This window comes from Cellulomonas sp. ICMP 17802 (genome assembly GCF_041295535.1).
GTDB lineage: Bacteria > Actinomycetota > Actinomycetes > Actinomycetales > Cellulomonadaceae > Cellulomonas.
Genome location: NZ_JBGFQZ010000001.1, coordinates 452,397 through 466,679, shown reverse-complemented (window position 1 = coordinate 466,679; position 14,283 = coordinate 452,397). Strand labels below are relative to the sequence as shown.

At 72.3% G+C, this 14,283-nt stretch carries 10 protein-coding genes, 1 tRNA gene and 2 pseudogenes; 4 read left to right on the top strand and 9 right to left on the bottom strand.

The window, feature by feature from the left end:
• The first annotated feature begins 6 nt into the window (after positions 1-6).
• Together AB5970_RS02335 and AB5970_RS02330 are read left to right on the top strand one after the other, a co-directional pair.
• Positions 7-972, top strand: a complete 966-nt coding sequence (locus tag AB5970_RS02335) for a carbohydrate ABC transporter permease (RefSeq protein ID WP_370502281.1) — start codon at positions 7-9, stop codon at positions 970-972.
• 2 nt (positions 973-974) lie between these two features.
• The gene (locus tag AB5970_RS02330) at positions 975-1,796 is read left to right on the top strand and encodes a carbohydrate ABC transporter permease (RefSeq protein ID WP_370502280.1); all 822 of its coding nucleotides are present in this window, start codon (positions 975-977) and stop codon (positions 1,794-1,796) included.
• 51 nt (positions 1,797-1,847) lie between these two features.
• On the opposite strand, the pseudogene AB5970_RS02325 reads toward AB5970_RS02330, so the two are convergent.
• Positions 1,848-2,448 (bottom strand): annotated as a pseudogene (locus AB5970_RS02325) (TetR/AcrR family transcriptional regulator).
• Here AB5970_RS02325 and AB5970_RS02320 point away from each other — a divergent pair.
• Together AB5970_RS02320 and AB5970_RS02315 are read left to right on the top strand one after the other, a co-directional pair.
• Positions 2,427-2,737 (top strand): annotated as a pseudogene (locus AB5970_RS02320) (metal ABC transporter permease); the annotation flags it as partial. The pseudogenes AB5970_RS02325 and AB5970_RS02320 overlap by 22 nt on opposite strands.
• A 232-nt stretch (positions 2,738-2,969) precedes the next feature.
• A complete protein-coding gene (locus tag AB5970_RS02315; protein WP_370502279.1) occupies positions 2,970-4,250 on the top strand; it encodes a YibE/F family protein in 1,281 nt (426 codons plus the stop codon).
• Here AB5970_RS02315 and AB5970_RS02310 read toward each other — a convergent pair.
• From AB5970_RS02310 to AB5970_RS02275, 8 genes are all read right to left on the bottom strand, one after another.
• A complete protein-coding gene (locus AB5970_RS02310; RefSeq protein WP_370502278.1) occupies positions 4,227-5,348 on the bottom strand; it encodes a YibE/F family protein in 1,122 nt (373 codons plus the stop codon). The two genes, AB5970_RS02315 and AB5970_RS02310, sit on opposite strands and share 24 nt — an antisense overlap.
• A 418-nt stretch (positions 5,349-5,766) precedes the next feature.
• Positions 5,767-5,839: transfer RNA gene (locus AB5970_RS02305), tRNA-Thr, on the bottom strand.
• 78 nt (positions 5,840-5,917) lie between these two features.
• Positions 5,918-7,486, bottom strand: a complete 1,569-nt coding sequence (locus AB5970_RS02300) for an alpha/beta hydrolase (protein ID WP_370502277.1) — start codon at positions 7,484-7,486, stop codon at positions 5,918-5,920.
• A 92-nt stretch (positions 7,487-7,578) separates the two neighbouring features.
• Positions 7,579-8,718 (bottom strand): DNA polymerase III subunit delta', encoded by a 1,140-nt coding sequence (locus AB5970_RS02295; RefSeq protein ID WP_370502276.1) that lies wholly within the window; start codon positions 8,716-8,718, stop codon positions 7,579-7,581.
• Positions 8,715-9,356: a dTMP kinase gene (tmk, locus tag AB5970_RS02290; protein ID WP_370502275.1), complete on the bottom strand. Its 642-nt coding sequence runs from the start codon at positions 9,354-9,356 to the stop codon at positions 8,715-8,717. Before tmk ends, AB5970_RS02295 begins: the two co-directional genes overlap by 4 nt.
• Before the next feature lie 40 nt (positions 9,357-9,396).
• Complete coding sequence (locus AB5970_RS02285; protein WP_370502274.1) at positions 9,397-10,404, bottom strand: Gfo/Idh/MocA family protein; 1,008 nt, start codon at positions 10,402-10,404, stop codon at positions 9,397-9,399.
• Between the two features lie 30 nt (positions 10,405-10,434).
• Positions 10,435-13,149 (bottom strand): type I DNA topoisomerase, encoded by a 2,715-nt coding sequence (gene topA, locus AB5970_RS02280; RefSeq protein ID WP_370502273.1) that lies wholly within the window; start codon positions 13,147-13,149, stop codon positions 10,435-10,437.
• A gap of 77 nt (positions 13,150-13,226) precedes the next feature.
• Positions 13,227-14,174 (bottom strand): phosphatase PAP2 family protein, encoded by a 948-nt coding sequence (locus AB5970_RS02275; protein ID WP_370502272.1) that lies wholly within the window; start codon positions 14,172-14,174, stop codon positions 13,227-13,229.
• Positions 14,175-14,283 lie beyond the last annotated feature (109 nt).

The following is a 14,283-nucleotide window of genomic DNA, read 5'->3' as shown; positions in this document are numbered from 1 at the left end:
GGCTCGATGCAGACGCGCGCTCTCTCGAAGGAACCCTCCTCTCCTCGGGGGTTCGCGCACGGGCCCTCCTCGTCGGGACACGCCATCCCGACGAGGAGGGCGACCCGCCGGCGTGATCGCCGGCTCGCCTTCGCCCTGCCCGCCGCAGCGCTGCTGCTCGCGCTGGCGATCTGGCCCCTGGTGCAGCTCGGCGTCATGAGCCTGCACGACGTGACCGCGGCGACGCTCAACAACGACTGGGCGTTCGTCGGCCTCGACAACTTCGCTGCGGTGCTGGACGAGCCGGAGCTCGCCAGCGTCGTCGCGAACACCCTCACGTTCGTCCTCGTGGTCACGGCCCTCGGGATGCTCGGCGGGTACGTCGCCGCCGTGTCCATGTCCTCGTCGACCCGCGGCGGCTCGTTCCTGCTCGGGATGATGGTGTTCGTCTGGGCGCTGCCGCCCGTGGTCAACGGGTCGATCTGGAAGTTCCTGCTCGCGGACAAGGGCCTGCTCAATGCCGCGTTCCAGGCGGTGGGCGGCTCGACGAGCATCGGCTTCCTGTACGACCGCCACCTGGCCCTGTGGTCGGTCGCGCTGGTGAACGCGTGGGCCGTGGTGCCCTTCAACGCGCTCATCCTGCGGGCGTCGCTGCTGAGTGTCGACCCGCAGGTGCTCGAGGCCGCGCAGATCGACGGCGCAGGCCCGTGGCAGCGCATCCGGTACGTGCTGACGCCCTCGGTGCGGCCGGCCGCAACGGTCCTGACGGTCTTGACGGTCGTCTACGCCTTCCGCAGCTTCGACTTCATCTACGTCATGACGGCAGGTGGGCCCGGGACCTCGTCGACGACGCTGCCCTACCTCGCCTACGTCCACGCGTTCGTCGAGCTCGACTACGGACGCGGGGCCGCCACGGCCCTGATGGCCCTGGTCGTCGTCCTCGCGCTCGCGCTCGTCTACGCCCGCGACGTCCGTCGCAACGAGGAGGGGTGATCATGACGCGGCAGCGTCGCGAACCGGTTGCCTTCATGATCCGGACCCTGCTCTACCTGGTCTACGGGCTGCCCCTGCTCTGGATCGTGCTCACCTCGCTCAAGAGCCAGGGCGACGTCCTGTCGTCACAGGCCACCGTCGTGTTCCGACCGACCCTCGACGCCTACCGGGCGGCCGTCGCGGACCCGGCGCTGCTCGACTCGCTGCGGCAGTCGGTGGTCGTCGCGGTCGGCACCACCCTCGTCTGCCTGGCGTTCGCGATCCCGGCCGCCTACGCGCTGGCGCGCGTGCGCGCTCGGCTCGTCATTCCCGCGCTCGCGGTGCTCGTCGTCCTGCAGATGGTGCCGCAGACCGCCAACCTCATCCCGTTGTTCTGGCTGCTGTCGGGCTGGGGCCTGATCGACACGACGCGCGGCCTCGTCCTCGCGGACGCGGCACTGTTCCTGCCGTGGGCGATCCTGCTCCTGCGCCCGTTCTTCGGTGCGATCCCCGTGTCGATCGAGGAGGCCGCGCGAATCGACGGCGCGGCCGCGGTCCGCGCGTTCCGATCGGTCGCACTGCCGCTCGCGCGCAACGGCATGCTGACCGTCGCGTCGATCGTGTTCCTCGTCTCGTGGGGCGAGTTCCTGTACGGCATCACCTTCATGCTCTCGCCGGACAAGTACCCGCTCAGCGCGCTCATCGCCGTCCAGTCGGGCGCGTACGGCGTCGACTGGCCAGCGATGATGGCGTTCGCCGTCGTGTCGGCTGTCCCCGTGTTCGTCGTCTACGTCGCGAGCTTCAGACTCCTGCGCACCGGCCTGACGATGGGGGCGGTCAAGTGACGGATCAACACAGGCGGATGTCGGCGACCGGTCGCTACCCCCAAGGCAGCGTCACTCCGGGAGGAGCACTCCCACCTGGTCCCGGATCTCCCGCACGATGCCCTCGCCCGGGTTGGCGGCGTTGATGGTCGCGGCCATGCTGATGAACATGATGGCGGAGACGATGTGCGCCCGCGCCGCGGCGTCCTTCGCGCTGGTGCGCTCGTCTCGCCGCAGCACGGCGGCTATCGCCTCCTCGGTCTGCACGGTCAGCTCGAGGGCGTCGCGGTGGTGCGGTTCGGCCGGGTCGCCGAAGACGATCTCCCGCAGGTAGGTCCGCCCGTTGCCGACCTGCTTGCGGTTGCACTCCACGACCGGGCGGACGATCGCCATCACGGCGTCGAGGGTGCCGGTGATGCCCTCGGCGGCTGACCTTCCCTGTGCGAGCGCGTCGGCGTAGGTCGAGTTCTGCACGAGCAGGAGAAGCTCGCCCTTGGACTTGGCGCAGAGCAACAGCGTGCCCGCACCGACATCGGCCCTGTCGGCGATCTCCTGGGTGGTGACCTCGTCGGCGCCGCGCTCGGGCGAAGAGCTCGGTGGCGGCGGCGGTGATGCGGTCGAGCTTGAGCTGCTTGTTGCGCTCGCGCCGACCTGTTCCTGGCCCTCTACCCAGGTCGGGCGGCGAACACGTTCGGACTTCTCACGGGGCAGATCGTGGCCGTCGACGACACGAGGCTGTCCCTGCTGGCCTCGATCTCTGTGGTCGTCATCGCTGGGTTGCTCGTCATCTGGCGGCCCTTGACGTTCGCGAGCGTCGATCGCGACGTCGCTGCGGCGCGTGGGTCGGTGGCATCCTGCTCGCGCTCGGCGGTAACGTGCCGATCAGCCCTTACGTCACGACGGTCTCGTTCGTGATCTACGTGATCTGTCGGGTGATCGATGGCCGGCGGGCCCGGCGCGGCTGGGTTCGACGCCGCGCGAGCACATCGACACTGACCGAGGTCGCAACGGCAGCGGGATCACGTCAGCTGGGTGCGGTTCAGCCCGCAACGGTACCTGCGGACCGACCTGGCCATGGCTCCTCCGGCCTGATCCGCGCGCACGAGCGCCCGATCCGGACCGGAGCCCTCGCATCCAGGTCTGGGTCGGGTTGACGCTGCCCCGGACAGCGCGGGCGTGGCTCACAATCGTCCGGTGAGCACACCCGACGAGCCACACACCGCTGAGCTCCTGAGCCCACGCCGCCGCCGGCCACGCCGGTCGCGGCTCCAAGCGCCGATGATGCTTGCGCTGGCGATCGGTCCGCTTCTTCTGGCGGCCGTGATCGGGATGGTGCTGACCTGGCCGCACGACGACGGCGGGGCAGGTCAGCGAGCCGGGCTGGTCGACGTCGATGTGCAGTACGTGACGGCTCGGGTCACGGGCACGCGCTCCGAGCGGTGCGCCTCGACCGTCGAAGACCGACTCCCGGACGGCTCGCAGCCGGACCAGGTCCCGTGCCTGAAGGTCTTGGCCCGCGTCACCACAGGGCCGCAAGCCGGAACCGACATCGAGATCTGGGCGACGGCGACCCTGACCGCCGCTGATGTCCCGGACGGTACGCGCATCGTGGTCCAGCACTACCCGGCCGCGGACGGTTCCCCCGAGACGTGGGTATGGTCCGACTTCGCGCGCGGGGTCCCGCTGGCCACCCTCGCACTCGCCTTCGTGCTCATCACCGCGCTGGTGGCCGGTTGGCGTGGGCTGCGCGCGATCGTCGGCCTGGGCATCGCCTTCGTCCTGCTGTGGGTCTACTTGCTGCCCGGGCTCATCGCCGGGGAAAACGCTGTCGTCCTCGCGCTGAGCGCCTCCGCGGTCATCATGGCGATTGTGCTCTACCTTGCGCACGGGTTCTCCGTACGCACCTCAACCGCCCTGCTCGGGACCCTGACCGGCCTTCTGCTTGTCGGCGCGCTCGGGGCCCTGGGAGCCCACGCCGCGCACCTCTCCGGTGCGACGTCCGAGGAGGACTACCGACTAGCCGCGCTCCTCGGCGACACCGGCGCGTCCGCCCTCCGGGGGGTGTTCCTGTGCGGCGTGGTCCTGGCCGGCTTGGGCGTGCTCAACGACGTCACGATCACCCAAGCGTCCGCCGTGTGGGAGCTGCGGGCCGGCGACGCCCGCGCGACCTGGCGGGGGCTGTTCACCGGCGGCATGCGGATCGGGCGCGACCACATCGCCTCGACCATCTACACCATCGCGTTCGCGTACGCCGGGGCGTCCCTGCCCGTGCTGCTGCTCCTGCAGATCTACGGCCTGCCGCTCGCCCAAACGCTGACCAGCGGGCAGTTCGCGCAGGAGATCGTCCGGACCCTGGCCGGTGCGATCGGCCTCATCCTGGCCATCCCGTTCACCACCGCCATCGCCGCCCGGATAGCGCTCGAGCAACCCGCTACGGCGCTTCGTCGGGCGTCAGGGCACAGCCACGTCCACTAGCCCGGGCTCAGCGGGCGCCACTGCCACCGGGCCACCCGAGCGGACAACCCACGCCGCGACCGCCGTCGTGAACGGGATCGCCAGCACCAAGCCGATCGACCCGACGAGCGTCCGCGCCACCTCCTCAGCCAGCTCCCCACTGGTCAGCGCGTCAAGCATCCCCCGGTCCGAGATACTCACCAGCAGCACCAGCGGCAAGGTCGCACCGACGTAGGCGAACACGATCGTGTACACGGTCGAGGCAATGTGGTCCCGGCCGATCCGCATACCCCGACCGAACAGCTCACGCCACGAGGCCCCCGGCGTAGCGCCGTGCAGCTCCCAGACCGCCGACGCCTGAGTGATCGTCACGTCATTGAGCACCCCGAGGCCGGCGGTCACCATCCCGCACAGCAAGATCGCGCTCATCCGGGCCTGCGGCGCATACGAGAGCAGATCCAGCGCGTACTCATCGGACAGCCCCGTCAGGTGCGCCGCACCGCTGGCCCACGCAGCGAGGAACCCGGTGGCCAGCAGACCCAGCAAGGTGCCCACCAAAGCGGTGGACGTGCGCAGCGTGAACCCGTGCGCCAAGTACAAGACGACGAACATGATCGCCGACGCCGTCACCAACGCGACCGGTAGCGCCGGCTTGCCCTCGAGCAGCGCCGGCAGCATGAACACGCCGATCACCCCGAGCGAGATGCCGAGCCCGACGAGCGAGGCAAACCCACGCCACCGTGCGACGGCCACCACGAGCACCACGAAGACAACCGCTAGCAGCAACAGCGGCGGACCGCGGACGAAGTCGGTGAACACCAGCGCCGAACCCGGCTGCGCCGCATCGCCCAGGTCAGCCGCGATGACCCGGTCGCCCACGTGGATCTCCGGCAGATACTCGGCCGGCACCTGGACCCACACGCTCGACCCGTCGGCCTGGGTCGCCCGCACCTGCTTCATCGGGTCCGCCTCGCCCGGGTGCACCTCCGCCACCGTGACACTCGGGAACGTCATCCCTGGGCCGGCCGTGTGCAGGACCGGTCGCTCACCCGTCGGCCAAAGAACCCACGCGCCCACCAAGGTGAGCAGCAGGGCCGGGACCAAGATCGCCGTGAACACCCGGCGCGCGTGGCGACGGACCCGCGGCGACGCAGGCGGACTCTCGTGCGAGTGCGCAGTCATCGCTTCAGGATCGGCTGCGCCCGCTCACTTCGCGGCGGACACGCCGCACGTGCTGCAGCGTCGAGTGACGCTCGAGAGGCGGGCTCCTCTTCCTGGGCAGTCCACCTCAGCGTGAGAAGCATCTCCATGACCTTCTCACCTGGCATGAGATGTCATGCCGGTCCGCGGCTGGCCGCGGCGGACGTTTCTGCAGGTCAAGCAGTTGCACCGCTTCTGACGCCAGGCTCCACGAGCCCGTCGAGCGCCCGATCGTGGCTACCATCTGGCACCCAATGTGGCACCCGGCGGTCATTGCTCGCCCCCACTCAAAGGCCCCGCACCAGCGTTTCCGCTGGTCACGGGGCCTTTGATTACGAGCCGCCTAAGAGAATCGAACTCTTGACCTTCTCATTACGAGTGAGACGCTCTGCCGACTGAGCTAAGGCGGCGTCGTCGTGGACCGTGGTCCCCGGCGAGCCCGCTTACTGTACCCGGCGGACCCCCGCCGCTCCAAAGCGAGCGGGCGGTCAGCAGCGGGTGCCCTCCGCGGGGACGGTGCCGGACAGCAGGTAGGCGTCGACCGCGCCCGCGATGCAGGCGTTGGACGAGCCGTAGGCCGTGTGGCCCTCGCCCTGGTAGGTCAGCAGCACGCCGGACGACAGGAGGTCGGCCAGCTTCTGGGCCCACTGGTACGGGGTGGCGGGGTCGTTGGTGGTGCCGACGACGAGGATCGGCGCCGCGCCCTCCGCCGCGTACGAGTCGAGGCCGCCGACCTCGGGCACCGGCCACTGGGCGCAGAGCGTGCCGCCGTACCCGAAGAACGAGCCGACCGTGGGCGCAGCCGCTTCGATCTTGGCGGCCTCGGCGCGCATGGTGTCGAAGTCCGCGGAGTCGCGGGTGTCGAGGCAGTTGATCGCGTCGAAGGCCACCACGGAGTTGGTGGTGTACGTGCCGTCCGGGCCGCGGTCGGAGTACTGGTCGGCCAGCAGCAGCAGCGTCGCGCCGCTGTTCTGCTTGAGCGCCTCGGTCAGGCCCTGCGTGAGGTACGGCCAGTACGACTTCGAGTACAGCGGGAGCGCGATGCCGTAGAAGGCGAGCGAGCTGGTGAGCTTGCGGTCCGTGCCGGTGGGCAGCGGGTTGACCCGGGCGCGGTCGAGCAGGCCGCGCACCTGGGCGAGCCCGTCGTCCACCGAGCCGGTCAGCGGGCAGCGCGAGCCCGCCTGGCAGTCCGCGATGTAGGCGCGCAGCGCGTTCTCGAACCCGACGGCCTGGCCCTCCGACGCCTCCGCGGACGTGAGGGTGGGCGGCAGGGCGCCGTCCAGCACGAGCCGGCCGACCTTCTCGGGGAAGAGCGCCGCGTACGTCGCCCCCAGCTCGGTGCCGTACGAGAAGCCCAGGTAGGTGAGGGTGTCGTCGCCGAGCGCCGCGCGCAGCACGTCCAGGTCGCGGGCCGCGCTGACGGTGTCGACGTGCCCCAGCGCCGCGCCGGTGTTCTGCAGGCACGCCGCGCCGAGCTCGCCGTACTGGTCCATGACCGCCTGGATGCCGGCGTCGGTGGAGTAGTCGGGGTCGGTGGCGATCAGCGTGTCGAGGGCCGGGCCGTCGATGCACTGCACGGGGTTGGAGCGCTGGACGCCGCGAGGGTCGAACGCCACCAGGTCGTACTGGCGCTGGACGTCGGCGCTGACCATCGACTTCGCCTGGTCGAGGAAGTCGACGCCGGACGCACCCGGTCCACCGGGGTTGAGCAGCAGCGAGCCCAGGGGCTCTCCCCCGCTGGCCTTGCTGCGGGCCAGCGCGATGCCGATCGAGGCGCCGGCGGGGTCGGCGTAGTCGAGCGGGACCTGCGCCGTGGCGCACTCGCCCTGGTCGCAGGTGGTCCACTCGAGCTGCTGCCCGTAGAACCGGGCCAGGTCGCCGGTGGCCTCCGGGGCCGGCGACTCGGTCGTCGCGCCCGGGGTCGGGCCGGCGGCCTGGTTCTTGGGCGCGACGCACCCGGCGAGCAGGACGACGGTGGCGGCGAGCAGTGCGACGAGGCGGTGCCGTCGGTCGCGCGCGACGCCCGCGGGCGCGGCGGGGCGGTCGGAGAGCGGCATGCGCACACGGTAGCCGCCGAGACTGGGCGCCCGGCGCGGGATCCGCGCGAACCGGGCAGCCCTCACCCGATCTGCACAGGAGCCGCCGAGGCTCACCCCTGCGGGCGCAGGGCCACCGCCATCGCCTCGACCGCGAGCAGCGGCGCCACGTTGCCGGCCAGCCGCGTGCGGGCCTGCCCGATCGCGTCCATCCGGCGCAGCGTCTGCTCGGGCGTGCTGGCCGCGGCGAGCGTGCGGACCGACTCCTCGTGCTCGATGTTCACCAGCTCGACGCCCGCGCCCAGCTGGACCACGAGCACGTCGCGGTAGAGCGAGAGCAGGTCCACCATCGCCCGGTCGAGGACGTCGCGCTGCGAGCGCGTGGCCCGCCGCTTCTGGTCCTCCTCGAGCTGGCGGACCTGGGTCCGCAGGGCCGGCGGCAGCGTCGCGGCGCCCTCGGCCCCCATCGAGCGGAGCAGCTCGGCACGCTCGTCGGCGTCGCGCTGCTCGGTCGCCGCCTTCGCGTCGGCCTGCGCGGTCTCGACGAGCTCGCCGGCGGCCAGCACCGCGTCGCCCACCCCACGGATCTTCGCCGCGATGCCCAGCACGTCCTTGCGCCGCGCGCGAGCCTCGGGATCCCGGGCCAGGCGGCGCGCGATGCCCACGTGGCTCTGGGCCGCGCGGGCGGCGATGGCCGCGACCGCGGGGTCGATGCCGTCGCGCGACACCAGCAGCGCGGCGACCGCGTCGACCGGCGGCACGCGCAGGGCGACCGAGCGGCTGCGCGAGCGGATGGTGACCAGCACGTCCTGCGGGCTGGGCGCGCAGAGCAGCCAGACCGTGCGGCCGGCGGGCTCCTCGATGGCCTTGAGCAACGCGTTGCCGCTGGTGTCGTTCAGCCGGTCGGCGTCCTCGATGATGATGACGCGGTGCCGGCCCTGCGACGGCGCGCGCTGCGCCAGCTCGACCAGCGGGCGGGCCGTCTCGGCGCGGATGACGACGCCCTCGGTCGCGACGACCGTGACGTCGGGGTGCAGGCCGCGCAGCGTGGTGGTGCAGTCGTGGCAGACGCCGCAGCCGCCCGTCGCGCACTGCAGCGCCGCGGCGAACGCCCGGGCGGCGTTGGACCGGCCGGAGCCGGGCGGCCCGGTGAGCAGCCACGCGTGGGTCATGGCCGCCGGGTCCTCGATCGCGTGGCGCAGCACCTCGACCGCGGGCTCCTGGCCCACCACGTCGTCCCAGACGCTGGTCACGGTGCCACCCCGAGCAGCCCGGCGACCCGCGCGCGGACCGCCGCGGCGAGCTCGTCGGCCGGGCGCGTGGCGTCCAGCACGAGCCAGCGGCCCGGCTCCGCCTCGGCGCGGCCCAGGAAGGCCTCACGCGTGCGCCGGTGGAAGTCGTCGCCGGCCCGCTCGAGCCGGTCCGGGTCCCCGGTCAGACGCGCCTTCCCCTCGACCGGGTCGAGGTCCAGCAGGACGGTCAGCGCGGGGAGGAGCCCGTCGACGGCCCAGAGGGAGAGCCGCTCGACCTCATCGGCCCCGAGGTCGCGTCCGGTGCCCTGGTACGCCACCGACGAGTCGAGGTAGCGGTCGGTGACCACCACCGCGCCCCGGGCCAGCGCGGGCCGGACCAGGGACGCCACGTGGTGCGCGCGGTCGGTCGCGTACAGCAGCGCCTCGGTGCGGGCGTCGACGTGGTCGCCGTGCAGCACGGCGTCGCGCAGCAGGACACCCAGCTCCGTGCCGCCGGGCTCGCGGGTCAGCACCACCTCGCGGCCGAGGCCGGTGAGCCAGTCGCCCAGCAGGCGCGCCTGCGTGGACTTGCCCGCGCCGTCGCCGCCCTCGAAGGAGACGAACAGGCCCGGCGGGACGGGAGCGTCGGGCGAGGTCACGTGCGTCAGGGTAACCGTCGCCGGGGACAGCCCGGGCGCCTCACTCCCCGGGGTAGCTGACGCCGATCAGCGAGCGGACCGTGTCCATCGTCCGCAGCACCTCGAGCGTGTTGTCCCAGGTCATCCGCGGGCTCTCGGTCACGCCCGCGGCCACCTGCCGGGCCACCTCCGCGGCCTCGTACTGCAGGCCCTTGGTGCCCGGCTGGTCGAACTCCCAGACGCGGCCGTCCAGGCGCTGCACGCGGAACGACGTGGGCGCGTAGAAGCTGCCGCGGACCACGATGTTGCCCTCGGTGCCCGAGATCATGGCCATGGTCGGCGTCTTGGCCCACATGGTCGTCGACAGGGTGGCCTGCGCGCGCTCGCCGTAGGACAGCACGATCGAGATCTGGCCGTCGACGCCCGTCGTGGTGAGCTGGCCGACCGCCTGCACGGCGTCCGGGACCCCGAGGAAGTCGTGGGCGAACGACACCGGGTACACCCCGAGGTCCAGCAGCGCGCCGCCCGCGAGCGCGGGGTCGAACAGGCGGCTCTTCGGGTCGAACGTGAACGCCTGGCCGTGGTCGGCGGAGAGGTTGATGATCTCGCCGATCTCGCCGGCGTCGATCACCTGGTGCAGCGCGTAGACGTGCGGCAGGAACCGCGTCCACATGGCCTCCATGACGAACACGCCGGCCTCGCGCGCGGCGGCGAACACCGCCTCGGCCTCGCCCGCGTTGCGCGTGAACGCCTTCTCGACGAGCACGTGCTTGCCGGCCCGGATGGCCAGGAGCGCCTGCTCCTTGTGCTCGGAGTGCGGCGTCGCGATGTACACCGCGTCCACCTGGGAGTCCTCGACGAGCTCGCGGTAGCCCACGTGGGTGGTCGGGATGTGGTGCGCCGTGGCGAACCGCTCCGCCCGGTCCCGGTTGCGCGAGCCGACGGCCACCAGCTGCGCGCGGGTGTGCGCGTTGACTGCCGCGGCGAACGTCGCCGCGATGTTGCCGGCGCCGAGGATGCCCCAGCGGATCGGTGGTGCGGTGCGGGGGTCCTCTGCGCGGTCTGCCATGGGCGACAACCTAGCGCGCACGCGGCACCGCTACTTCTTGGTCGACGCCTTGGCCTTCGCCGGCGCCCGTCGCGCGGGCGCCTTCTTCTTCGCGGGGGCCGACGCGCGCTTCTCGGCCAGCAGCTCGACGGCCTGCTCGCGCGTGATCGTCTCGGGCGTGAGGTCGCGCGGCAGGGTCCGGTTGGTGACCCCGTCGGTGACGTACGCGCCGAAGCGCCCCTCCTTGACCGTGATCGGCTTCTCCGACGTCGGGTCGTCGCCCAGCTCGCGCAGCGGCGGCGCGGAGGTGGCGCCGCGGCCGCGCTTGGGCTGCGCGTAGATGGCCAGGGCCTCCTCGAGCGTCGTCGTGAAGAGGGCCTCCTCGGACGCGAGCGTGCGCGAGTCCGTGCCCTTCTTCAGGTACGGGCCGTAGCGGCCGTTCTGCGCCGTGATCTCGGTCCCGGTCTCGGGGTCGACGCCGACCACGCGGGGCAGCGACAGGAGCATCAGGGCGTCGTCCAGCGTGACCGACTGCAGCGACATCGACTTGAACAGCGACGCCGTCCGCGGCTTGGGGGCCGCCGCGAGCGCGCGCTTCTGGGCGGCGGCCGACAGGGACGTGTCGATCTCGGGGTCGGGCAGGATCTCGGTGACGTACGGGCCGTACCGGCCGTTGCGCGCGACGATCGGCGTGCCGGCCACCGGGTCCGTGCCGAGCACCTGGTCGCCCTCGGGCTGCGTCTCCAGCAGCTCGCGGGCCTTGGCCACGGTCAGCTCGTCGGGGGCCAGCTCCTCGGGCACGGACGCCCTCCGGGTGGTGCCGTCCTCGGCCGGCTCGGCCGCCGAGTCCTCGAGGTACGGGCCGTACCGGCCGACGCGCAGCACGATGCCCTCGCCGATCGGGATCGAGTTGACCTCGCGGGCGTCGATGTCGCCCAGGTTCGCGACGAGGTCCCGCAGGCCCTCGCCCTCCTCGTTGCCCGAGCCGTCGCCGAAGTAGAACCGGGACAGCCAGGCGACCCGGTCCTTGTCCCCCGCGGCGATCGCGTCGAGGTCCTCCTCCATCTCGGCCGTGAAGTCGTAGTCGACCAGCCAGTCGAAGTTCTCCTCGAGCAGCCGCGTCACGGCGAACGCCAGCCACGACGGCACGAGCGCCTGCCCGCGACCGGTCACGTAGCCGCGGTCCTGGATGACGGAGATGGTCGCGGCGTAGGTGGACGGGCGGCCGATCCCGCGCTCCTCGAGCGCCTTGACCAGCGAGGCCTCGGTGAAGCGCGGCGGCGGGGACGTGCGGTGGCCGTCGGCGGTCAGGTCGGTCCCCGTCACCGGGTCGCCCTCGGCCATCTTCGGCAGGCGGGCGTCGTCCTTCTCGGCGGGCGCCTCCTCGGAGTACCGCGAGTCGTCGCGCCCCTCCTCGTACGCCGCCAGGAACCCGCGGAACGTGATCACGGTGCCGGACGCCGAGAACAGCACGTCGGTGCCGTCGGCGGCTGTCGCGCCCAGGCGCACCGACGCGGTCTGCCCGCGGGCGTCGGCCATCTGCGACGCGACGGTCCGCTTCCAGATCAGCTCGTAGAGCCGGAACTGGTCGCCGGACAGCTCGCGTGCCACCTGCGCCGGCGTGCGGAACTGGTCGCCCGCGGGCCGGATGGCCTCGTGCGCCTCCTGCGCGCCCTTGGCCTTGCTGGTGTAGACGCGGGGGGCGTCGGGCACGTACTCGGCGCCGTAGAGCTCGGACGCCTGCCGGCGCGCGGCGTCGATCGCCTGCGAGCTCAGCGACGAGGAGTCGGTACGCATGTAGGTGATGTAGCCGTTCTCGTACAGCCCCTGCGCCGTGCGCATGGTCTGCCGCGACGCCATCCGGAGCTTGCGCGAGGCCTCCTGCTGCAGCGTGGAGGTGGTGAACGGCGCAGCCGGGCGGCGCGTGTACGGCTTGGTCTCGAGGCTCGCGACGGAGAAGTCGGCGTCGGCCAGGCCGGCGACCAGCGCGGTCGCCCGTGCCTCGTCGAGGTGCGCGACGTCCGCGGCCCGCAGCTGCCCGGTGTCGAGGAAGTCGCGGCCGCTGGCCACGCGCTGCCCGTCGACGGACGTCAGGCGGGCGCTGAACGACGGCTCGGCGGCGTCCTCCACGGCGAACGTGCCGGTCACGTCCCAGTAGTCGGCGGCGACGAACGCCATGCGCTCGCGCTCGCGCTCGACCACCAGGCGGGTGGCCACGGACTGCACGCGGCCCGCGGAGAGCCCCTGCCGGACCTTGCGCCACAGCACCGGGCTGACCTCGTAGCCGTACAGCCGGTCGAGGATGCGCCGCGTCTCCTGGGCGTCCACCAGCCGGTCGTCCAGCTCGCGGGTGTTGGCCAGCGCGCGCTGGATGGCCTCGCGGGTGATCTCGTGGAACACCATGCGCTTGACCGGGACCTTGGGCTTGAGCTCCTGCAGCAGGTGCCAGGCGATGGCCTCGCCCTCGCGGTCCTCGTCGGTGGCGAGGAAGAGCTCGTCGGAGTCCTTCAGCAGCTTCTTGAGCTCGCTGACCTTCTTCTTCTTGTCCGCGTCGACCACGTAGTAGGGCGCGAAGCCGTTGTCGACGTCGACCGCGAACTTGCCGAACGGACCCTTCTTCATGTCCGCCGGCAGCTCCGAGGGCTGGGGCAGGTCGCGGATGTGCCCGACGCTCGCTTCGACGTCGTACTCCTCGCCGAGGTACCCGGCGATCGTGCGCGCCTTGGCGGGCGACTCCACGATCACGAGCTTGCGCCCTGCAGACATCGGTCAGGCCCTTCTCAGACTTCGGCGGGTCGGACGACCCGCTCCACGTGCACCGCTGGGGACTCTACGGCGTGCCGTCAACCCCGTGGCAATCGCGATGCCGCGGCCTGCCGCAGCACCAGCATGACCGCGAACGCCACGCACGACGCCATCAGGGCACCCGCGGCACCGCCCAGATAGGCGGTCAGCTGCTCGGCGCGCGCACCCAGATCGGCCCGGTTCTGCCACGTGTGCGACAGCGCCACGACGGCCACCGCGCCCGCGGCCGCACCGACGATCGCGAGCGCCGCGACGACCGCGCGCATGGTCGCGGGGGTGGGCGGCGGGTCCCCGGCGATCCGCAGGGCGCCGGTCGCCGTGGACGCGCGGGCCGGCGTCAGCGCCACGAGCGCGCACGCGATCGCGGTCCAGGCCAGCACGACGAGCACCCCCGCGACGACGTCCGACGGCCGGTGCCACTGCCCGATGAGCGTGGAGACCCCCGTGGCCGTGGTGTACCCGGCGCCGAGGACGGCGGCCCACGGGCGCACCCGCGGCGGGACCACCAGCAGCAGGGCCACCGACACCGACGCCGCGGCCGTGGTGTGGCCGCTGGGCAGGGTGTTGCCGTAGGACGCCTCCACCCCGAGCTCGGGCCGGTAGAACACGACGTTCTTGAGCACGCGCGTGGTGAGGTTGGCGCCGATCATCAGCACGGCGACCTGCACGGCGAGAGACCAGCGCCGGCGCAGGGCGGCGATGAGCATCGCCGCGATGAGCACCAGCGCGATGAACCCCACCGACACCACGTCGAGCACGCGCTCGGCCACGCGCCAGAGCTGCGTCTGCCCGTACGCCGCGCCCTGCAGGGCCGCGTTCTCCACCTGCTGGCCGCCCAGGGTGTCGACGAACACCCGCCAGAGCACGTAGACGCCGACGAACGACATCGCCGCGACGAGCAGCGCCACCGCGACCACGACGCCGCGCCGGTCCCGGGTGACCGGGGCCGGGCGCACGGGCGCAGGCAGGACGGGGGTGTCGCTCACCCGACCACGGTAGGTCACTCGCGCGACCGGACCGGACGCCGTGCCACCGCTCGGGCACGTGTCCGGCGGCCCCACACACGATCCCCGCACGGTCCGCACGACCGGTCCG

What these genes read in the sequence shown, in the direction of transcription:
- AB5970_RS02330 (WP_370502280.1), top strand. Translation starts at nt 975, where the DNA reads ATGACGCGGCAGCGTCGCGAACCGGTTGCCTTCATGATCCGGACCCTG.
- topA (WP_370502273.1), bottom strand. Translation starts at nt 13,149, where the DNA reads ATGTCTGCAGGGCGCAAGCTCGTGATCGTGGAGTCGCCCGCCAAGGCG.
- AB5970_RS02335 (WP_370502281.1), top strand. Translation starts at nt 7, where the DNA reads ATGCAGACGCGCGCTCTCTCGAAGGAACCCTCCTCTCCTCGGGGGTTC.
- AB5970_RS02300 (WP_370502277.1), bottom strand. Translation starts at nt 7,486, where the DNA reads ATGCCGCTCTCCGACCGCCCCGCCGCGCCCGCGGGCGTCGCGCGCGAC.
- AB5970_RS02285 (WP_370502274.1), bottom strand. Translation starts at nt 10,404, where the DNA reads ATGGCAGACCGCGCAGAGGACCCCCGCACCGCACCACCGATCCGCTGG.